Source organism: Nostoc sp. (assembly GCF_035638895.1).
Lineage (GTDB): Bacteria > Cyanobacteriota > Cyanobacteriia > Cyanobacteriales > Nostocaceae > Nostoc.
The window spans coordinates 1-20,414 of the sequence record NZ_DASQZC010000507.1; the positions used below are offsets into that span (position 1 = coordinate 1).

Below are 20,414 nucleotides of genomic sequence, written 5' to 3' on the forward strand. Positions count from 1 at the left end.
GATGAGTGCTCTCACCACGTAAGTGGGTAAGGTCACGGGAAGAACACCCGTTCTTAGGCGGTAGGTGGAAGTACAGCAATGTATGTAGCCGAGCCGTGCTAACAGACCGAGGGCTTGACCTCACAACTCATTTGGTTTCGTGTTACTGTGCAGTCTTCAGGGTTGCTGTTAAATTCTGATTTCTAATTCTTTAATTACGAATTAGCAATTAAAACTTTTCCTGGTGTCTATTGCGCGGTGGAACCACACTGAATCCTTCCCGAACTCAGAGGTGAAACGCTGCTGCGGCCACGATAGTTTAGGGGTAGCCCTACGCAAAAATAGCTCGATGCCAGGATTCATAATTACAAAATAAAACCCTCTAGCTCCCATAACAGCTAGTGGGTTTTTGTTTATCTTGAATTTAGTATTGAATAAATTGCTATGACTTATGACTCAAGAACTTTGGGATTTAAGAAAGTCTATTCTTGATGGACGATTATGACGACGCTTTGGTAATTGTTGATGAGCTAGAGTTGATGAGTCGAAAGAGTTATATCCGAAATATTAAGAGTTTCCTCATCAGACTCATGATTCATTAGTGACAAGTTAAGCCAAAATTAGTTTTGTCAACAGTAATTAAGCTAGAAATTAACTGAAACAATGAGTATCAAATTTAGCTTAATATTCTGGTTTGAGTACAAGGGCAAACGATGCTTTTAAATATGACGCTTAAGCTAGCTTAAAAATGGTGTTTCTAACCCGGATTTATGACAATAATTCAAGTACAAGTGCTTATTGACAAATAGTTTATAACCTTAACTTGTCACCAATAGCCTAATACTGTTGTATAAGAGCAGTCGCGTAGATTTTTGTTTTGAGTTCTAAGTCTTTTTTTTGGCTCGTTTTAGCAACTTCTATTAGCCAAAAGATATCTTCTGGTTCAGGATGACGATTATTATACAGCGCTTCCCGCTATTATGCAATACAGGTTTTCTCCTTGCCCCTCTCCTAGCATAGCTTTCAGCTTTTAAGATGGATGTACCTCATAGCTGCCGGAAGTGCTGTATACAGAATCTTGTGGTCTAACAATAGCGATATTTGGTTCAGGTTCTGAATTTTATAGGGTTATCGCAGTCCTAACAACTTAAAATACCAAAAATCGCAGCTACCAATTGAAAAAGCATTTCTAGCGAGCCAGTAGCTACAGCTATATGACTTCCAAGTGCTACTGATATCGCTTCAAAACTAGCTCCAGCACTAATCATAGTAACTAAAATAGTTCCTATAGTTACAATACTAACTCCACTACCCACAACAAAAACCCCACTTCCAGCAACTAAAGTCACTATGACTATCCACTGAAGTGGATTAGGGTTGGAGCAAGATACACTACCTAATACAATGTGGAACAACTGCAATTGCTGTAACTGCATATCTCTCGCCTGGATAAATTAATAAATCTCTACAAATATAGTTTTCCCAATAGCTAAAGCAGTATAACAGTCCCAAAAAAGAAGAATTTCTTCTGTAGCAATTCCTTGTGCAATCCGATCGCCTACTCTTCCAAAACTTCCACCAATTGTTCTAAAGTCACTTCAAACGCACGGGCTATTTTAAATACAGCAGATAGGTCAACGGTGTTGAGAGTACCACGCTGGACATAACTTCTAACAGTGTTGTAGTTGACTCCTGAGCGATCAGCAACATCTTTTAGTGTCAAACCTCTCTCTTCAGCTAGCTCTCGAATCTTTAACCTAACGTAACCCATCCTAAATAGTTGACATTGATGCGTATGCATCAGATAATCTTTTTGTACATATTGATGCGTATGCAATACAAGATGTTTACGCATATCAAAAGCGATCGCTCGTCCAGTCTGTAAAACTAACGGAGCGATCGCTATCTTCAGTTTTGAAGGCAACCAAGCATAGAAGTCACCTTCGATACTTAGGTTAAAGGTTGATCACCCTCTCCCTGTTGTCTTGTCCCCGCCTCTAATGGTGGTGCAGACATGATTTGCTTTTGCTGTTCTTGTAGCCAGGTTTCAAAGAGTTCATTCAGCAGTCGCGCTTTCATAAATTCATCCAGTTGTGCGGGGATAAATTTTTCCAACCGCAAAATCACGAACCAGTCGGCGATGCGGGTAGGGGGCAATATCTGACCTGGTTGACTGCTAGATAGCATTTGCACCATTATCGGATGTAGTGCATTTAGTTCAATCGGGCCTACTAAGCCTCCAGTTTGGGCTTCTGGCCCCAGTGAATATTCACGCGCCAAGTCAGCAAAAGAGTTTTCTTTTGCCTGAATGCGAAAGTAAAGTTCTTGGGCTATTCCTAGATCCTGGGTTCGCAGTAGAGAATAAATTACTTTGTCTAGTTTTGTCTTGGACTGAAAAAAGTAGGATTCCAGTTTATTACCCCAAGTAGCTTGCTTGAATTTTTCAATTTTAAGCTTACGAGTGATAATAACTTCTAGTTGTTCGGGAGTCAGCCCTTGATGTGCTATCCAAGCCTGGATGTCTTCTTCATTTTTGAACTGTTTTTCAGCGTAAAACTGCTGTTTAGCTTGGGCTACTTCCTCAGGTGTACATATTGCTACCTTGGCTGAGCGTGAATTTTCCTCTATTGCCTCATCAATAATCAATTCGCGCTGCAAATGTGGCAGCATTTGGTAACTTGCCAGTAAGGAAATCAGTTCACTAGCTGTGATTGTACGATTACCGATTTGGATCGCTTCAGTCATTAGCTTTCGGGCATCTTAAGAATATCTGGTCTGTTAAAGAAGCTAAACCCTAGCTCACTCACTGGGAGCTTTTGTCTTAATCTTACCGAGTTAGGTACGCTAACTTCACTTTCGTAATAATTAAATAGTGGCTTTAACATATTTTAAAATATACAGTCTATATGAGTTTTTATCAAAGATTCTACGTAAATACGACCAGATGTGAAAAAAAAAGGACAAAGCTCAAATGGTAGCATCCCAATTTTGCAATTTTACCAAATATAGTTACAAGTTAATTGCGATTGCTTTGCTGCGTTACGTACCCTGCGGGTTCTCCAAAGGAGTACGCAATGAGAAATTATGTTTTTACACATTTGGGATGCTCCCGCTCAAGTAACTAATAACACTTCTCGCCACTGCAAGTTAGAAGACGAAGTTATCAGACTGAGCTAGGGTGCTTTGAGATAACCTTCTCCTAACAAAGGTTTTTTAGTTAACCAGAAATACTCACTTTATAGCGAGTCCCATTTGAATCTGACTTTTCCCATTATATTTTTGGTAGAGCGATGTCTACGAAGGGCTGCGCCTACCCTCACTATACCTCTATCCCAAAGTCCTATTATGTATCCCACAACTAAAAATTCTAACGTTTACAATGACTCTAAATAATTCAAAAGATCCGCCATTTCTTGGGGACTAGGTTGGAATTTTGGCATTGGCGGGGTTTCGCCACTGATCACTTGGCGAATAAGTCCATATCGAGACTTATGCTTTGAGACAGCTTGCAAACTGGGGCCTACTCGCCCATCTGCTTCCAAGCCATGACAACCAGCACAATTAATTTGAAAGATCGCGTGTCCTTGAACTGGGTTTCCTGTTAAGGATAGAACGCTTTTGACGTATGGATCGGAGGCTTGAACCAACTGAACACCAAAAAAGCCCAAAGGGACTGCTAGCAGTATAGCCAGCGTCAATAAAACGATCCTCTGAATCAAAATTTCAGGTTTGGTAATCTGGTTATCCAAAAGGTTTGCTGTGAAGTTTAGGTGTGCTAAAAAGTTTTCATTTCCTACACATAGCTTAAAAGTTCTTGATTGTGTCTGCAAGCACAGAAGACTATTTTCTTGTGGGCAGTCGCTCTCCAAAAAGGCTGTAGGGCGCAGGATTCATACGAAATTTGGTAAAATCGAAAATAGGCAACGAATATTTAATAATTTCAAAGAGGAGATTTACAGTGGTTGAACCCTTACTATCAGGTATTGTCCTTGGTCTAGTTTTCGTCACCCTTGCTGGACTGTTTTACGCTGCCTATAAGCAATATAAGCGCCCCAATCAGTTGGGGGGGTAAGCAGTGCTGAGTTTTGTTAGCGGATAGCTATGGTTTAGCCTGTGCTGAGTTTTGAGTGGGAATATGAGGGGGATGAGGGAGACAAAATAAAATTTTCTCCTCCTGCTCCTTTGTCTGCCCCCTCTTTTCTCATTGCACAGTTCTGTAGAAAGTAAGTGATGTGTTGCCGTAAACTTTCTCGCGGCAAATTTCCCAAGCGGGAATCTCTGGCGGTGTCCAACCTTGTGAGGCGTGTTCAACTGCGATTTCACCGCTAGGATCTAAAAGTTGATAGTGAGCGATCGCTTCTAATACTGGCTGGTACAATCCACTGGCATAAGGTGGATCAAAGTAAATTCTATCGAATTTCTTGCCTGATAAAGTCTTTAACTGTTGGAAAATATCTCCCCGCAATACCCGAAGTTCTTGCTCGGCATTCCCTACCTGCTGCCAATTTTGTTGGATGGTGGCACAGGCTCGGCTCGATTGTTCAATTCCCACTACTAGGCTGGCTCCTCTACACAAAGCCTCTGCGCCCATTGAACCAGTACCCGCGCACAAATCTAGCCAGCGACAACCTGCAATTTCTCCCTGCCAAATATTAAACACTGCCTCCCTTACCCTCGCACTAGTGGGTCTAGTCTCTTTCCCGGGTAAAGTTTTTAGCTGGCGATTTCCGTAAATTCTCAGGCTCATTGGTTATTAGTCATTGGTCATTAATCATTGGTCATTAGTCATAAGTTTTAGACAAAGGACAAACAACAAATAACAAAAATAGTATTAGGCAGGAATTTTTTCGCGGACTTGAGCAACAAAATTAGATAGGATTTGCAATCCGATATTAGAAGATTTTTCGGGGTGAAATTGGACTGCCATCAGGTTTTCGTGGGCGATCGCAGCTGTGACGGTTTGAGTCCCGTGGGTGACGGTTGCTGCACGGATTAGGGGGTCTATTGGGTCAACATAGTAAGAATGGACAAAATATACCCAAGGATCGGACGGTAAATGCTCCCACAAAATACTTTTTGGTTGAGTCACTTCCAGTTGATTCCAACCCATGTGAGGAATAGTGATGTCAGGCTCTGAGCGAAACCGCCGCACTTTTCCTTTGATAATTCCTAGTCCTGGTTGAGTACCTTCTGCACTTGATTCAAAGAGAATTTGTAATCCTAAACAAATTCCCAAGAACGGTTTACCAGATGCGATCGCTTCTTTAATCGGTTGTTCCAAACCACGCGATCGAAGGTGTTGGACTGCTGGATCAAATGCTCCCACTCCCGGCAGAACTATTGCATCTGCCTGCTCTAATTCCTTTGGAGAATAAGTAACATTAGGAGTTGCTCCAGCTTTTTCCAAGCCTTTGCAGACTGAGTGCAAATTTCCCATCTCGTAATCTACGACCGCAATTACTGGCATTCACCTGCTCCTTGTAAATTTATTATGGAGGGTTTTTCTATTCTAAATAATATTTGTTATGAAGAGAAGAATTCTATTAACTTCTTTTGACATTTGCCTAAAAGATCAACAGTCGAATTCTTCTGATGATTTATTACTTGAAGTTACCAAACTTGATCTGATACCAGATGATTTAAGTTTTTTACCCTAGTTACCCGTAGATGTGCAACTTGCCAGTACTCAGGTAATGGAAAAAATCAATGCAATTCAACCTGATTACATCATCTGTTGTGGCATGGCTGCAAGCCTTACATAATTAAGTATGGAAGCAGTTGCTAAGTAACTAGGCAAGAATAAATCGAATTAGATTAAGTAATGTAAAAACTCTTGAGATTATTTTGTAGTCAGAGCTTCAGCCCTCATTTGAGGACTTTAGTCTTGACTAAAAACCTTTAATTATTTACGCTGCTCTACTTAGCTATGGAGAAATTGTTTTGCAGACAGCAGTTGATTTAAAAAAATTAGTGGCGTGAGCAAAGACAATTGAGATTAGCCACGACTGCGGTAAATTTGTCTGTGTTCGCGTAGTGTCTCACAGAGAGTACTTAAGCTAAAAACAACTGACGGTACGTTGTATATTTGCCCACGTTCCGGTTCTGACTCAAGAAAATTTGATGGGGATTCTTGGAGATTCCGTATTAATTATTAACAAACTGGCACTTTCATCAAGTTGTTAATGTCTGTATGGTGAAAGAAATATCTAAGTATATGTTGCCATTGTTACTAATTTTCCCAATTGCTCAATTAACTCCTGCCACGCCACCACCTGAAGAAGTCGTACAACCACAAGAAGTGCGTCCTTTACAAGGACAATTGGATACAGTGCCAATGTTTAACAGCAATAGTCCAGAATTGGTTTTGAAAGAAGGAATTTTACTCTCCACTTTTCCACCAGATGGCAAAAAAGTGCCAACGGCGCATCTAAATTTTCCCTTTCGAGGACGATTTGATATTTTTGCCCACCATATTACTAGAGCTGAACCACCAGAGAATTTGCAATCGCTCTATCTAGGAATAATTTTGCATAACCCTAATTCGGAAGCAGTGAAGGTGAATATTTGGCAGGCGGCGAGTTATTTGAGTCAACCGGATGCACCATTTATTCAGCTACCATCCTTTAGCCAAAATCTTTTGGGTACAATTTTTGCCGGGCCAGGCGATCGCGTCATGTCTGATGTACTGAGAGGACGGCGACAAGAGATTTTTCCTGCCCAAATTGAGATTCCAGCAAGGCAAAGTCGGATGTTACTAAATTTACCAATTCCGGTGCAGGGATTGACACCACCTCTCAATGGTCGATCTACGTTCATGCGACTACAAAGTAATGGCACTGTCTATGCAGCTAGCCTAGCCATGTTTGCGCGTGTAAATCCCGATGGCAGTGAGCGATCGCCTACTTTAGAAGAGTGGCAAAATTTACTCAATAATAGCGATGTGTCCGGGCCACGCGATAAAACCCCCACTCCTTTAGAAGAAACTGGCAAGCCAAGAATTTATGGGCGTGTTGCTGGAGTGGCTGCTGGTTCACGATGGAGAGCTTTATTAATAGATAATCCTAAAGCCAGGTATCTAACTATTCCCCAGGCTGGTCAAGCGTTTTCTTACGCTCTAAGTAGCCTGCATAATGGCACATTAGGAACTGGTCAAATTCAAAGTGCGCCTATGCTGGTGCGCTATCCTGACACCGCATATCGCGCTCATGGCAACTATGGAATTCAATATAATCTCAAGTTGCCGCTATACAACAATACTCAAAGTCCTCAAACTGTGAGTGTATCCATACAAACACCACTCAAGGAGGATCAGTTAGTCAAACCAGGGTTACGCTTTTTTAGTACACCAGCCCGTCAAGTATTCTTCCGAGGGACAGTGCGGGTACGTTACAGAAATGGCCAAAATCAACCACAAACTCAGTTTGTGCATTTAGTGCAAAAGAGAGGTCAACCAGGGGAACCCTTAGTTTTATTAAAGATGAAAGCAGGCGATCGCTCTTTAGTAGAAGTTGACTTTCTCTATCCGCCAGATGCTACACCTCCACAAGTATTAACAGTTTCAACTCAAGCTGAACCTCGGTAATGAGTTATGGGTAATAGGTAATAGCTTTTCTCCAATTACCTGTTACCAAAAAATATTAGTCAGCTGATTCACAAAGCTTTACTGTTTATCAACTTGGCGCGGCTCAATGGCACATCAATCATAGATAACTTGTTCGGGGCGATCGCTTACCTAACAGAGCGGTGAATGTGATCCGTGAATTAACTTCTTCATATTGATAAAACTTTTCACCCCAAATTTCTGTATTTAGGGTGAATACTTATTCCCCCCCCATGCGTTGCAATAGAAATACTAGACTATAGCAGGCAACAAAGGGACGGCATGGCAACCGATCAAAAAATCAATCAAGAAACTGAGTTAAATTCGCTTCAGCACCTTATTGGAACCCTGATTTTACTGGTAGAGGATGAGCCAGATATCGCAGATTTGCTCACCTTCATTTTGGAAGCAGATGGTGCAGAGGTGATTGCTTTAACCGATGCAGAAGCAGCCCTTGCCTTAGTAGAATCGCTTCATCCCGATATTCTGCTGTGCAATGTGAAATTGCCCGATCATGATGGAAATTGGTTAATTGAGCAAATTCGAGTGCATTCTTGCCCATCCTTAAGACAGCTACCCGCGATCGCTATCACTTCTTATACACGGGAAGTCTCAAGTCATAAGGCTTTGGATGCTGGCTTTAATCGATTTTTAGTCAAGCTTGAAAATCCAGATGAGATCGTAGGTGAGATTGTTCACCTGCTATCTACCGAAATTTAAATACAAATATTTAGTTTTTATGTCGCTTTTAATAGTTATATTTCCATAGATGCTGGGAGGTACAGCTAACTGTACGCTCCTACAAATGACTCTAACTGGGAAATTAAACCCTAAGTGGGTGGGGTGAGATATTGGATATATTTGTTAACTTTATTGAAAACCCTTTGCTGGTTTTTTTTGCCCTTTACCCTTGGGCTTGGATTTGTTAACTTCTCCTAAAGCTTCCTGAAACAAGTTGTGTAGATGTATGGGGACACTAGCAATTTCTGGTAATTCTGGCTCAATAGGTTTATTGAATTCTTGCAAAAGTGCGTCTAAGTCGGTTTCAAGACCGAACTCTGGACGTTGCAGAACTGTTTGCAACACATTTTCTAATTTACTTGGATACTGTTGCGCTAATCGATGCCAAATAAAAGCATTAATACTTTTATCTTCGAGGTAGTAACGAACAAGTTTTTCCGCCCCTTTAACACTTTGCCAGTCTTCTGCCGATAAAATTGCTTGTACTTTACTATATGTTGGTAAAAACATTTGTCCCCAACGAGGATGAGAAAGAGCTGTTACTTGTTCTGCTTTCTTGAGTTCCGCAGGTAAATCAACCTTTGGCATAACCATTTTGCTATTACTGGTTTTGCTGTTAAACATCTGAGAGACTACGTTGGAATCAGCACCAAATTCTTCTGCTGCCGCTTTTATTTCATCGTCTCCAATGCCAGCTGCTTCTACTACTTCAGCCAAGGATTTAGAAGTATCAATTCCTGCTTCTGCAAAGCGTTTTTCAGTGATTAATTCTTGGAATTCAGCTATTTTTTTATTAAGCTGGTATCCAGATAGTGTGATTTCATCAGTGCCAAAAAAGTCCACAAACTGCTGATGATATTGTCCTACTGACTGCCAAGCTTCTTCTAGCAAGTCTGGAGCATCGCTGTAAAGATTACTTCTATAGTTTTCTTTGAAATTACCAATTGCTACAGCAAGTTTTGGTTTACCTAATTTACCCATTATTGTGTAGGGGCCAGAAAACATCCAGTAGCTATCGGTAACAGGAGAAATGCGAGTTAGTAAAATTTCTCCTACTTTCAACCGAGATATTGCCTGTAATGTTTGAGTATTATTTGGCTTGACGATGTAGTGTTTATCTGTCAACCAGTTCGTCAATTCAAAGCCATCAGGTAGAATATTCGTTATGGCAAATAAGCCAATAAAACTATGATGCCAGCTATTGATCAGGTTGCGATCGCTTTCTTCTAAATCTGGATGGCTTTCGATAAACAACTGTAATGGAGATTTATCACCGACTTTCCCGGCTGTCAGAAAGCTATCGATAGTTAAGTCCTGCTGTGTACTATCCCCGCTTCCACGGCGCAACTGTGCGGCTGCATAAGTTTCTAGTGCTTGTGCTAGTTCGCCTTCAGCATCAAGGACAAAATCAACTAAGGCTTGTTTTAATTGGTGCGATCGTTCTAATATGACATCCACAAGTTAATCTCTCGGTGCAACAGATGTAGATTATAGCTCTTGAGAGAATTACAGCATCTAGCAATAGCTAGATTTATGCGGATTTAATCCGTAAAGCTTCTTTTAAACTAGATACAAGGCATCACACAAGGTCATTACAGATGGTTGCAACTCCAAATAGCTATATTTCTCCAGAAGACTATCTCAAAGGAGAAGAAACCAGTCCTATCAAGCATGAATATAGAAAGGGAGATATTTATGCAATGGCAGGAGCAAGTAATACGCATGTAATTATTACTGGTAATCTGTTTGCTATGCTGAGAAATCATTTGCGTGGGAGTGGTTGTCAGGCTTATATCTCAGATACCAAAGCACATATTGAATCGATTAATATCTATTACTACCCCGATGTGATAGTAAGTTGTGACCAACGAGATAGAGCTTTTAACAACTTTCTGCGTTATCCGTCGTTAATTGTAGAAGTGCTATCTCCGACAACAGAAGCGTTTGACCGAGGTGATAAATTTGCTGATTACCGACAGATAGAGCCACTTCAGGAATATGTAGTTGTAAGTCAAACTCGGTTAAATGTTGAATGCTTTCGCCGCAACTCAGAGAAACAATGGGTACTTTATCCATATAAACAACAAGATATCATTCATTTGGCGAGTGTAGATTTTCGGTGTGCTGTTGCAGATTTATATGAGGACGTTACTTTTGAATCCCCATAATTGGCTGGCTACTAGCTCGAAAGGTAGAAACCAGAATATTGAGGATTTAAAAATGTGTTTTTAGAGAGCAAAATAAAAAGGCAAAAGAAGATTTTCTTTTGCCTTTATTAATTTTTACCTTTTAATAGAGACGGGAAATTTCAAGTCTCTATTCATCGTCGAAATCATCGTCGTCTTCCTCTTCTTCCTCATAATCGTCGTCGTCTGCGACTTCATCGGCGATTAATTCATCTTCGTCATCTAGAACTGACCTTTCTGCCCGTCTGCTACCAAAACCAGATTCCCCAAGAGTAGGAGAATCTAAATTATAGGTGCGAGCTGTGCGGTCATCTAAGACCATATCCAGGGGATCATCGACTTCATCCAAGACACTACTGGTAATTTCAGCAGCATAATCATCGATCGCACCGGGTTCATCATAGGTATTGTAGCCAGTACCAGCCGGAATCAATCGCCCGATAATCACGTTTTCCTTTAATCCGCGCAGCCAGTCGGATTTCCCTTCTATAGCTGCTTCGGTAAGTACCCGTGTTGTCTCTTGGAAGGATGCGGCGGAAATAAAGCTGTCGGTATTCAACGATGCTTTAGTGATACCCAACAATACTGGGGTATACTGTGCCCTAGCACCGCCTGTAATTGCCATAGCTTCGTTCACCTGCTCAACTTGGCGCAGTTCCACCAATTCACCAGGAAGCATTGTGGTGTCACCACCATCATCAATCCTGACTTTGTTGGTCATCTGGCGAACAATGACTTCAATGTGTTTATCGGAAATATCAATCCCTTGAGATTGATACACCATTTGCACTTCATTTACCAAGAATGACTGTACCTTCTGTAAAGCATGGCTAGCACAAGCATAGATTCCATCTTCGGAACCCAGGCTAAAGAAGATTTCCAAAATTTCGTGGGGATTGGATGGCCCATCGCTTAATGGTTGTCCAGCTAACACAAACGATCCATCTGGCACAATCAAATTTTGTCCTGGGCCTAGAGGATAATCTGTTACCACGCCATTTGATTCTACGACCTTGATAGCGATCGCTTCATCACCACTTTCAGCGTAAACTACCTTAACTTCACCCCCCCGGCGACATAAAATGCACGCTTCTTTGGGTTTACGAGCTTCAAGTAGTTCCTCAATCCGGGGCAAACCTTGAATAATATCTCCGGTTTTGGCGCGTTCAAACACCAGCAACACCAAGTTATCACCCCGTTGTACCAAATCGCCATCTTCTATCTGCAACACAGCACCAGGGCTGACTCGATAAGGACGACCGATACGGGTAGTAACAACGTAGTTTTTAGTACTCAGGGCTGATTCCTCACCAGATGCAGCAGTGGCACTTTTGATATCCACTACTTGTCCTGATTCTGGGGCAAAAACTCCAGGAGCAACTTCTGTACCTTCTACTAGCAACTCACCCACTTTTACCTTTGGCTGAGTACTAGTATTAATGGTCAACCTGTCAGCATCGCGCAACACCAAGCAGCGACGCACGTTTTCGGTTCCTTGTCGGACACCCCGCACTTCCCCGCCTTCTTTACATAAGATTTGGGTACGTGCAACCACAGATCCAGGGGCGATGGTAAGCCCATCTTGTACCTCAAGTGTGGTTTGGGTGCTACCTTGGGTAGCATCGGCGGTAATGTCTCGACGAATTACCAAGGATTCCAAAATTACCAGTTGTAAACGTTGAACTTCTGGGTCTTCAGTATCCTCTACCAATTCAATATCTGCTGCAAGGGGTGAAGCATTATGGTCTTGTTCCCCTTCTTGCTCAATTTCCAGTACTAGCTGAGTTCGCAGCAGTTCCACACCTTCAACAGATTTGACGCGTTCTGAATCTTTGTAAGGTAGTCGCTGCACAGCCCGCAACTGAATCGATCGCCCGGTTTGTTGACTCACGGATGTAGTTGATGGCACATCTGGATTATCAGGTACAGCAAACTCAACTACTGGACGACTCAACAGGGCCGGCCCTTCTGGTGTCTCCACATACTGGATATAACGCAATTCTGTGGCGACATTACCTTGGAATTCCTCACCTGGTTGGATGAAGGTGTTATCTCGCCCGATAACTGATTCTGGATCGTCTACCATCAGCAGTTCCCCAGGCTTAACTACAACTTCCCGCAGGATGTCGTTTTTCTGGGTAACTTCTATCACACCACTGTTTTGGCAGAAGATATCTTTTACTACCTCGGTGCCAGCTTCTACAAACTGACCATCTTCTACCAACAGCAAGGAGATATCTTTATTAACTTCGTGGCTTTCTTCGGGAATCCACAAAAGAGTACCGCCTTGCACGACTTCATAACCCAGCTTGGCTTTGCCTTTTTTCTGGACTTCTACACCCGCGAATTTCAGGAAACCACCAGTGGTTGTCCGATAGCGATCATCAATTAACTCAGCTACCACTTGACCATTTTGCACTTTTGTGCCTGGTGTCGCCCGGAGGTTAAATACCTGGTTGTTGCCAGTGGAGACTAAGTAATTATTCCGCCCTTGGGAACTTTGAACTGTCACCGTTGCCTGGTCTAGTACCACAGAAGCAGTGATAATTTCAATTTCCCTGGTACTCTTACCTGGGGTAGCTTCTGGCAAGCGCACCACACCACCGTGCAAACTGGCTAACTTAGTTTCTGCTAAAACTCCATTAGAAGCGATCGCATCACCATTTTTCACCACCAATTCTGCACCAGGCGGCAAGTTGTAAACTTCCCCAGACAAAATCCAAATCAAACCACCGCGTGCGGCTGTGGTTGTGGTATTACCTTGACGGTCAGTTTTTTGTTCTGGAACAACTTCGGCAAATTGCACTTCCCCTGCTAAGTCAGAGGCTACATCTTTAACTGCTTTTTCTGTATTAGTCCGAGTTGTGCGTCCACCAAGGGCAACCTCTGCCAACAACTGACCTTGTTTTACCTTATTTCCATCAAATACATATAGTGTTGAACCTTGGGTAAGATGAACCTCTTGGTTCTCTGGGGTAACATCACCTACTTTTGTTGGCTCCAAAAGCATGATGCCATTAGCCTCAACATAGAGGGCATCTTCTCCGTGGCGGGTACGATATGTTCTGGTCTTCAGTTTGCGGGGAAGCTTGACAGTTCCATCGATTTTGGAACGTACTTGTTGCGCCACTTCTCCGGTAAACACCCCACCAGTGTGGAATGTCCGCATGGTTAGCTGGGTACCAGGTTCGCCGATACTTTGGGCGGCAATAATCCCTACAGCTTCGCCCAAGTCCACCATCTTAGCGTGGGCTAAACTCCAGCCGTAGCAGTGTTGACAGACAGAACGTGCCGCTTCACAAGTTAGGGGCGATCGCAGCACAACTTCTGCCACCCCAGATTTGTCGATTTTTTTCGCCAAGTCCTCAGAAACTGGGGTATTGCGTGGTGCAATTACTTCTTTTGTCACCGGATGCAGCACATCTTCGCCAATTACCCGTCCCATCAAGCGGTTTCCTAGAGGGATCAAGGTTTTAGCACCTTCTGTCATTGGTCGAATGGGAATTCCTCTGGTGGTACCACAGTCAAATTCCCGAATAATCACATCCTGGGATACGTCTACCAAACGCCGGGTAAGATAACCAGAGTCAGCCGTCCGCAAGGCAGTATCCACCAATCCTTTTCTGGCACCGTAAGACGAAATAATGTATTCCGTCACAGTAAGTCCTTCACGGAAGTTGGTTTTGATGGGTAAATCGATAATTTCCCCTTGAGGATCTGCCATCAGTCCCCGCATCCCCACCAATTGCCGGACTTGAGAGATGTTACCCCGTGCCCCGGAGAATGCCATCATGTATACGGAGTTGAGGGGATTAGTCTTCTTGAAGTGGACGACTACTTCATCTTTCAAGGCTTCACTAGTACCATTCCAAGTATCGATTACCTTTTGGAAGCGTTCTACTTCAGTAATTTCTCCCCGTTGATAACGGGTTTCAGTAGCGCGAATTTCTTCCTCGGCTGCCTCTAAAAGCAATCGCTTAGTTGGTGGTATCATCAAGTCATCTACACTGATGGAAACCCCTGCTTTGGTAGCGTAGCGAAATCCCAAATCTTTCAGTTTGTCCGCCATCACTGCGGTTCGCGCCGTACCATAATTTGTAAAGGCCCAAGAAATTAAATTTCTCAGTTGACCTTTGTCAACCACCCGATTGCGAAAAATCATTTTTTCGTTAGTCATTAATCATTAGTCCTGAGTCATCAATAATTAATAATTCGTAATACTCGCCTTTGGCGAGAAGCAAGCTACGTAGTTCGTAATTCGTAATTCAATTCTTCAATTACGAATTACGAATTAGAAATTACGAATTAACTTGCTAGTGCTTCCTGAATGGCATTGTTGTAAATAACGCGGCCAGGGGTTGTGTATATATACTGCGAAAGTACATTGCCTTTAGCGTCTTGTCTGACTCGACGGAACTTATAGAGTAATGTGCGGGTACCATCCTCGTTTTCCGTCACCTTCACCGGTTCTGTATCCGGTTGGTCTGATTCTATTTCACCGTCAAACCGCACATAGATATAGGCGTGCAAGTCAATTTGATCTTGCTGGAAAGCCATAATTACATCCTCTAGCGAAGAAAAGTAATTTCCTGCCCCTTTTGTCGCACCGGGATTTTCTGCTGTTAAATAATACGCTCCCAGCACCATATCTTGGCTAGGCGTGATGATCGGTCTACCCGTGGCTGGTGACAAAATATTGTTAGAAGCCAACATCAACAACCGCGCTTCAGCCTGACTTTCTAACGATAGAGGGACGTGTACCGCCATTTGGTCGCCGTCAAAGTCGGCGTTAAAGGCTGGACACACCAGAGGATGCAGTTGAATCGCTCTACCTTCTACCAAAATTGGTTCAAAAGACTGAATACCCAAGCGGTGCAATGTTGGTGCCCGGTTTAGCATTACAGGGTGTCCTTCAATCACCTCTTCCAGCACATCCCAAACACTGGGATCATTACGGGATATGAGCTTTTTCGCAGCTTTGATATTATTGACCATACCGCTACGAATCAGCCGATTAATCACGAATGGTTGAAATAGCTCAATTGCCATTTCTCTAGGCAAACCGCACTGGTGAATTTTCAGCTTTGGCCCGACCACAATTACAGAACGTCCAGAGTAGTCAACCCGTTTACCCAACAAGTTTTGTCGGAAACGCCCTTGCTTACCCTCAATAATGTCGGACAAAGATTTTAGGGGTCGGTTATTTGCCCCTACCACAGTGCGTCCCCGACGACCATTGTCAATCAAAGCATCCACTGCTTCTTGCAGCATCCGCTTTTCGTTCCGCACAATAATCTCTGGTGCCAAAATTTCTTGCAAGCGTGCCAAACGATTGTTGCGGTTAATTACCCGCCGATACAAATCATTCAAATCGCTGGTGGCAAACCGTCCGCCATCTAGCTGCACCATTGGGCGCAAGTCGGGGGGAATCACGGGAATAACTGCCATTACCATCCACTCTGGTTTGGAACCAGTAGCAATGAAGTTGTCAATTACCCGCAGTCGCTTAATTAGCTTGGCTCTCTTTTGTCCTTTGGCGTTGCCAATTTCTTCGCGTAGGCTTTCGGCTTCTTGTTCCAAATTGATATCGGCAAGCAAACGCAACAGCGCTTCAGCCCCAATACCTACCTCTACGCCTTGCAGCACAGAATCTTCGCTATAAATTTGGTCTTCTATTTCCAACCACTGGTCTTCACTCAGTAGCTGTTTGTAAGTTAAAGTTTCGGCATTACCAGGACTCAGGACAACATAAGAGTTGAAATAGACAATCTGCTCGACATCCCGCAAGGGCATATCCAACAGGATGGAAATATAGCTAGGAATGCCTTTGAGATACCAAACGTGAGCTACTGGTGCGGCGAGTTTAATATAGCCCATGCGGTGACGACGCACCCGTGACTCAGTGACTTCTACCCCACAGCGTTCACAGACAATACCTCTGTGACGAACTCTTTTATACTTACCACAATGGCATTCCCAATCTTTCGCAGGGCCAAAGATGCGCTCACAAAACAAGCCATCCATCTCTGGCTTGAGAGTTCGGTAATTAATCGTTTCTGGCTTTGTGACTTCACCGACTACTTGCCCATTGGGCAATGTTCTCTCGCCCCACTGCCGAATCCGTTCAGGGGAAGCCAAGCCGATTTTTACGTAGTCAAACTGATTAGTTTGGGCAGGTCTCATACTTAATTCGTAATTCGTAATTCGTAATTAACAATTTCTAATTCGTAATTAACAATTTTTAATTCGTAATTCGTAATTAATTCTTCAATTACGAATTACGAATTATCAATTACGAATTATTCGTCGTCTTCCAGCGATTCGCGGGAAAGTGATTCATAAGTTGGTCGAGGAGGTGTGCGACGGGCTGATTGGTCTGCCATCAAATCGACTTCTACATCCAGGGAACTGCCGTCTGTTTGGGTTTCTACCTTGTGAACGGCAATGTCTAACCCCAATGATTGCAACTCGCGCATTAGCACCTTAAAGGACTCTGGGGTTCCGGGTCGAGGAATTGCCTTACCTTTAACGATCGCATTTAACGCTTCATTTCGTCCTTGCATATCGTCAGATTTAACTGTGAGCAATTCCTGTAAGGTGTAAGCTGCACCAAAGGCTTCCAATGCCCACACTTCCATTTCTCCAAACCTCTGACCACCTTGTTGTGCTTTACCACCCAAGGGTTGCTGAGTCACCAGTGAGTATGGGCCTGTGGAACGGGCGTGGATCTTATCATCCACCAAATGCACCAGCTTCAGCATGTAAGCCACACCGATGGTAATTGCTCGGTCAAAGGGTTCACCTGTACGACCGTCATACACCATGATTTTGCCTGGGTTATCTGGGTTATATACCCAGTCTTTCCCTGTTTCGTCCCGTGCTTCTTGCAATTTGCCATGCACGATTCGGCGAGATGACTCTTCCCCGTACATTTCATCAAAGGGAGTAATCTTAAATCGCACTCCCAAGGTCTGACCAGCCCAACCCAAGAGGCACTCAAAGACTTGTCCAACGTTCATCCGACTGGGTACGCCCAAGGGGTTAAGTACAATGTCCACTGGGGAACCATCAGGCAAATAAGGCATATCTTCCGCCGGTAATATCCGAGAAATAATCCCTTTGTTACCGTGACGTCCTGCCATTTTGTCGCCAACTTGGATTTTGCGTTTTTGAGCGACATACACCCGGACTACCATATTGGCTCCTGGTGGCAGTTCATCGCCTTGTTCACGAGTAAACAAGCGCACATCAACTACGCGACCTTTTTCACCGTTTGGTACTCGCAGAGAATTATCCCGTACATCCCGTGCTTTCTCACCAAAGATGGCCCGCAACAGTTTTTCTTCTGGCGGTTGGTCAGATTCACCCTTGGGTGTGACTTTTCCTACCAAGATATCCCCAGCTTCTACCCACGCCCCAATGCGAATGATTCCCTGTTCATCCAACTGACGCAAGGCATCTTCCCCGACGTTGGGAATTTCTCTAGTGATTTCTTCTGGCCCCAGTTTTGTCTGTCTAGCTTCAATTTCATATTTTTCAATGTGAATTGAGGTGTAGACATCATCCTGGACCAGTCTTTCAGAGATTAAAATCGCGTCTTCGTAGTTGTAGCCTTCCCAAGGCATATAGGCAACGACGATATTTTGTCCTAGCGCCAATTCACCGCCTTCGGTGGAGGAGCCATCAGCCAATACCTGACCAGCAACAACCCGTTCACCAATGCGGACGAGAGGTTTCTGATTTAAACAAGTGTCTTGGTTGGAACGTTGGTACTTGGAAAGGGTGTACTTAATTTCTGAGGTATTAGGTTTAGGGCGGACACGAATTTCTGTAGCATCCACATAAGTGACATCACCATCGGTACGCGACACAACTACCATCCCAGAGTCTCTTGCTCCTTGGGCTTCCAAACCAGTACCTACCAAAGGACGTTCTGGTTTGAGCAGGGGTACTGCTTGCCGTTGCATGTTCGATCCCATCAGCGCTCGGTTAGCGTCATCATGCTCCAAGAAGGGAATCATGCTGGTTGCTACCGATACAATCTGTACGGGAGATACTGCTACGTAGTCCACCTGTTCTGGTGTTGTGGTGGAAAATTCTTGACGATACCGGACTGGTACTAGTGGCCCAATAATGTGCCCAGTTTCATCTACAGGAATATCTCCAGGAGCAACCCGCAGATCGTCTTCTTCATCGGCTGTCATGTAGGCTGGAGGCAGATCAAATCTGACTCGCCCATTTTCTACAGGTCTAAATGGTGTTTCGAGGAATCCGTACAGGTTAACCCGCGCATGGGTTGCTAAGGAGCCAATTAATCCGGCGTTGGGGCCTTCTGGTGTCTCAATGGGGCAAATGCGTCCATAGTGGCTAGGGTGAATATCTCGCACGGCAAAACCGGCGCGTTCGCGGGTTAAACCACCTGGGCCAAGGGCACTTAAACGGCGTTTGTGGGTCAGTTCTGCTAGAGGATTGGTTTGATCCATGAACTGACTCAATTGGCTGGAACCAAAGAATTCTTTAATTGCTGCTACTAATGGTTTGGGGTTCACCAAGGAAGCGGGAGTTAGCACTTCAGCATCGGATACAGTCATCCGTTCTCGAATGATTCTCTCTAAGCGGTTTAAGCCTACCCGCACTTGGTTTTGCAGCAATTCACCGACGCTTCTCACCCGCCGGTTGCCTAAGTGGTCAATGTCATCGATATTACCGATGTCATATTCTAGGTTGATCAGGTAATCCACGGCTGCCAAGATATCGCCAGCAGTCAACACGCGCATGGTGTCTGGGACAGAAAGGCGCAATTTCTTGTTGAGTTTGTACCGTCCAACGCGACCAAGGTCATAACGTTTCGGGTCAAAGAAACGAGAATCTAGGAGTTGTTGTCCACCTAATACTGTTGGTGGTTCACCAGGACGCAGTTTCCTATATAACTCCATCAGGGCTTCTTCTTCAGAGAATTGCCCTTCTTTCTCGATGGTTTTTTGGAAATACTCTGGATGGCGTAAGGCGTCAAAGATTTCGTTGTCTGATAACCCTAAAGCCTTTAAAAGTACCTGCGCTGACAGTTTGCGGGTTTTGTCAATGCGTACCCACACCAAATCGTTACGGTCTGTTTCAAATTTCAGCCATGCTCCCCGGTTAGGAATTAAGCTAGCTGAATAAGTACGTCGCCCGTTTTTGTCAATTTCTGATTTGTAATAAACGCCTGGCGATCGCACGATTTGGTTGACAATCACCCGCTCGGCTCCGTTAATAATAAACGTGCCGCGATCGGTCATCAAAGGCAAATCACCAATGAATACCTCTTGCTCTTTGATTTCCCCGGTTTCCTTATTAATCAACCGTGTGGGAACATACATTTGGACGGCATAAGTACTATCCCGCCGTTTGGCTTCTTCGACGCTGTACTTTGGCTCCTTGAGTTTGTAGTTATGACCCAAAAAGTGCAGTTCTAATTTGCCCGTATAATCTGTAATAGGACTAAAGGAGTTAAGTTCTTCTATCAGCCCTTCTTCCAAAAACCAGCGAAAGCTCGAACGCTGGATTTCAATCAAGTCGGGCAACAGAAAGGCGGGTTCCATGTATGTTTCTTTAGTCATGCCTCTTCCTTTGTCAACCTGGTAAAATTTTCCCCTGGACACTGCTGTTTGACGCTTCCCACTGCTAGCTAGTGTCCTTAGCTGTTTGGGAACTTCTTCTTACACACTTGCTATTTACAGGTGTGGGCAAACGCAGCCATTAAAGCTGGAATGAACAATTTGCACAAGGGGGTAATCGCCCGTAATCGGGGGGACTCAGACGCCAAAAACCCACTATAGTCTTGATTTAAGAAGAATATACAGTTGAGATATTCCTGAGTTTTATCTACTTTCTTCATTTTCCCTCCAAAAAGCGCGTTAATTTTCTGA

The 20,414-nt window shown here is 43.7% G+C and carries 14 protein-coding genes, 2 rRNA genes and 2 pseudogenes; 7 read left to right on the forward strand and 11 right to left on the reverse strand.

Going from position 1 to position 20,414, the window contains the following annotated elements; genetic code table 11:
- Together VE944_RS25155 and rrf are read left to right on the forward strand one after the other, a co-directional pair.
- Positions 1-122: ribosomal RNA gene (locus VE944_RS25155) — 23S ribosomal RNA — on the forward strand; the annotation flags it as partial.
- Between the two features lie 97 nt (positions 123-219).
- Positions 220-337 (forward strand): 5S ribosomal RNA (gene rrf / locus VE944_RS25160).
- Between the two features lie 482 nt (positions 338-819).
- On the opposite strand, the pseudogene VE944_RS25165 reads toward rrf, so the two are convergent.
- The 5 genes and pseudogenes from VE944_RS25165 to VE944_RS25185 form a co-directional block, all read right to left on the reverse strand.
- A pseudogene (locus VE944_RS25165) lies at positions 820-951 on the reverse strand (Uma2 family endonuclease); the annotation flags it as partial.
- 167 nt (positions 952-1,118) lie between these two features.
- Positions 1,119-1,415: a hypothetical protein gene (locus VE944_RS25170; RefSeq protein ID WP_324983527.1), complete on the reverse strand. Its 297-nt coding sequence runs from the start codon at positions 1,413-1,415 to the stop codon at positions 1,119-1,121.
- A gap of 122 nt (positions 1,416-1,537) precedes the next feature.
- Positions 1,538-1,903, reverse strand: coding sequence for a helix-turn-helix domain-containing protein (locus VE944_RS34205; RefSeq protein WP_414690162.1), 366 nt, complete (start codon positions 1,901-1,903; stop codon positions 1,538-1,540).
- Positions 1,904-1,929: 26 nt separating this feature from the next.
- Positions 1,930-2,724, reverse strand: coding sequence for a peptidylprolyl isomerase (locus tag VE944_RS25180; protein ID WP_324983530.1), 795 nt, complete (start codon positions 2,722-2,724; stop codon positions 1,930-1,932).
- A 629-nt stretch (positions 2,725-3,353) separates the two neighbouring features.
- The gene (locus VE944_RS25185) at positions 3,354-3,728 is read right to left on the reverse strand and encodes a c-type cytochrome (protein WP_100899502.1); all 375 of its coding nucleotides are present in this window, start codon (positions 3,726-3,728) and stop codon (positions 3,354-3,356) included.
- Between the two features lie 209 nt (positions 3,729-3,937).
- On the opposite strand from VE944_RS25185, the gene petG reads away from it, so the two are divergent.
- The gene (petG, locus tag VE944_RS25190; RefSeq protein WP_063721252.1) at positions 3,938-4,051 is read left to right on the forward strand and encodes a cytochrome b6-f complex subunit V; all 114 of its coding nucleotides are present in this window, start codon (positions 3,938-3,940) and stop codon (positions 4,049-4,051) included.
- Positions 4,052-4,180: 129 nt separating this feature from the next.
- On the opposite strand, the gene rsmD is transcribed toward petG, so the two are convergent.
- A complete protein-coding gene (rsmD, locus tag VE944_RS25195) occupies positions 4,181-4,726 on the reverse strand; it encodes a 16S rRNA (guanine(966)-N(2))-methyltransferase RsmD (RefSeq protein ID WP_324983537.1) in 546 nt (181 codons plus the stop codon).
- Positions 4,727-4,810: 84 nt separating this feature from the next.
- The gene (hisH, locus tag VE944_RS25200; RefSeq protein WP_109006740.1) at positions 4,811-5,446 is read right to left on the reverse strand and encodes an imidazole glycerol phosphate synthase subunit HisH; all 636 of its coding nucleotides are present in this window, start codon (positions 5,444-5,446) and stop codon (positions 4,811-4,813) included.
- A 58-nt stretch (positions 5,447-5,504) separates the two neighbouring features.
- Here hisH and VE944_RS25205 point away from each other — a divergent pair.
- From VE944_RS25205 to VE944_RS25215, 3 genes and pseudogenes are all read left to right on the forward strand, one after another.
- Positions 5,505-5,732 (forward strand): annotated as a pseudogene (locus tag VE944_RS25205) (peptidase C15); the annotation flags it as partial.
- Between the two features lie 461 nt (positions 5,733-6,193).
- A complete protein-coding gene (locus tag VE944_RS25210) occupies positions 6,194-7,561 on the forward strand; it encodes a DUF3370 domain-containing protein (RefSeq protein ID WP_324983541.1) in 1,368 nt (455 codons plus the stop codon).
- A gap of 300 nt (positions 7,562-7,861) precedes the next feature.
- Entirely contained in the window at positions 7,862-8,299 is a 438-nt protein-coding gene (locus tag VE944_RS25215; RefSeq protein ID WP_324983544.1) for a response regulator, read from the forward strand.
- Positions 8,300-8,449: 150 nt separating this feature from the next.
- On the opposite strand, the gene VE944_RS25220 is transcribed toward VE944_RS25215, so the two are convergent.
- Entirely contained in the window at positions 8,450-9,778 is a 1,329-nt protein-coding gene (locus tag VE944_RS25220) for a hypothetical protein (RefSeq protein WP_324983547.1), read from the reverse strand.
- 140 nt (positions 9,779-9,918) lie between these two features.
- Between VE944_RS25220 and VE944_RS25225 the strand changes: the two genes are divergently transcribed.
- Positions 9,919-10,488 (forward strand): Uma2 family endonuclease, encoded by a 570-nt coding sequence (locus tag VE944_RS25225; RefSeq protein ID WP_324983550.1) that lies wholly within the window; start codon positions 9,919-9,921, stop codon positions 10,486-10,488.
- Between the two features lie 148 nt (positions 10,489-10,636).
- On the opposite strand, the gene VE944_RS25230 is transcribed toward VE944_RS25225, so the two are convergent.
- The 3 genes from VE944_RS25230 to rpoB all read right to left on the reverse strand — a co-directional run bounded on the left by VE944_RS25230 (position 10,637) and on the right by rpoB (position 20,105).
- Positions 10,637-14,683 carry a DNA-directed RNA polymerase subunit beta'' gene (locus tag VE944_RS25230; RefSeq protein WP_324983553.1) on the reverse strand — a complete coding sequence of 1,349 codons (4,047 nt, stop codon included), beginning with the start codon at positions 14,681-14,683 and terminating at the stop codon, positions 10,637-10,639.
- A 128-nt stretch (positions 14,684-14,811) separates the two neighbouring features.
- The gene (locus tag VE944_RS25235; RefSeq protein ID WP_118169620.1) at positions 14,812-16,689 is read right to left on the reverse strand and encodes a DNA-directed RNA polymerase subunit gamma; all 1,878 of its coding nucleotides are present in this window, start codon (positions 16,687-16,689) and stop codon (positions 14,812-14,814) included.
- A 116-nt stretch (positions 16,690-16,805) separates the two neighbouring features.
- Positions 16,806-20,105 (reverse strand): DNA-directed RNA polymerase subunit beta, encoded by a 3,300-nt coding sequence (gene rpoB / locus VE944_RS25240; protein WP_324983559.1) that lies wholly within the window; start codon positions 20,103-20,105, stop codon positions 16,806-16,808.
- Between the last annotated feature and the right edge of the window lie 309 nt (positions 20,106-20,414).

What these genes read in the sequence shown, in the direction of transcription:
- VE944_RS25170 (WP_324983527.1), bottom strand. Translation starts at nt 1,415, where the DNA reads ATGCAGTTACAGCAATTGCAGTTGTTCCACATTGTATTAGGTAGTGTA.
- VE944_RS25180 (WP_324983530.1), bottom strand. Translation starts at nt 2,724, where the DNA reads ATGACTGAAGCGATCCAAATCGGTAATCGTACAATCACAGCTAGTGAA.
- rsmD (WP_324983537.1), bottom strand. Translation starts at nt 4,726, where the DNA reads ATGAGCCTGAGAATTTACGGAAATCGCCAGCTAAAAACTTTACCCGGG.
- hisH (WP_109006740.1), bottom strand. Translation starts at nt 5,446, where the DNA reads ATGCCAGTAATTGCGGTCGTAGATTACGAGATGGGAAATTTGCACTCA.
- VE944_RS25210 (WP_324983541.1), top strand. Translation starts at nt 6,194, where the DNA reads ATGTTGCCATTGTTACTAATTTTCCCAATTGCTCAATTAACTCCTGCC.
- VE944_RS25215 (WP_324983544.1), top strand. Translation starts at nt 7,862, where the DNA reads ATGGCAACCGATCAAAAAATCAATCAAGAAACTGAGTTAAATTCGCTT.
- VE944_RS25225 (WP_324983550.1), top strand. Translation starts at nt 9,919, where the DNA reads ATGGTTGCAACTCCAAATAGCTATATTTCTCCAGAAGACTATCTCAAA.
- VE944_RS25230 (WP_324983553.1), bottom strand. Translation starts at nt 14,683, where the DNA reads ATGACTAACGAAAAAATGATTTTTCGCAATCGGGTGGTTGACAAAGGT.
- VE944_RS25235 (WP_118169620.1), bottom strand. Translation starts at nt 16,689, where the DNA reads ATGAGACCTGCCCAAACTAATCAGTTTGACTACGTAAAAATCGGCTTG.
- rpoB (WP_324983559.1), bottom strand. Translation starts at nt 20,105, where the DNA reads ATGACTAAAGAAACATACATGGAACCCGCCTTTCTGTTGCCCGACTTG.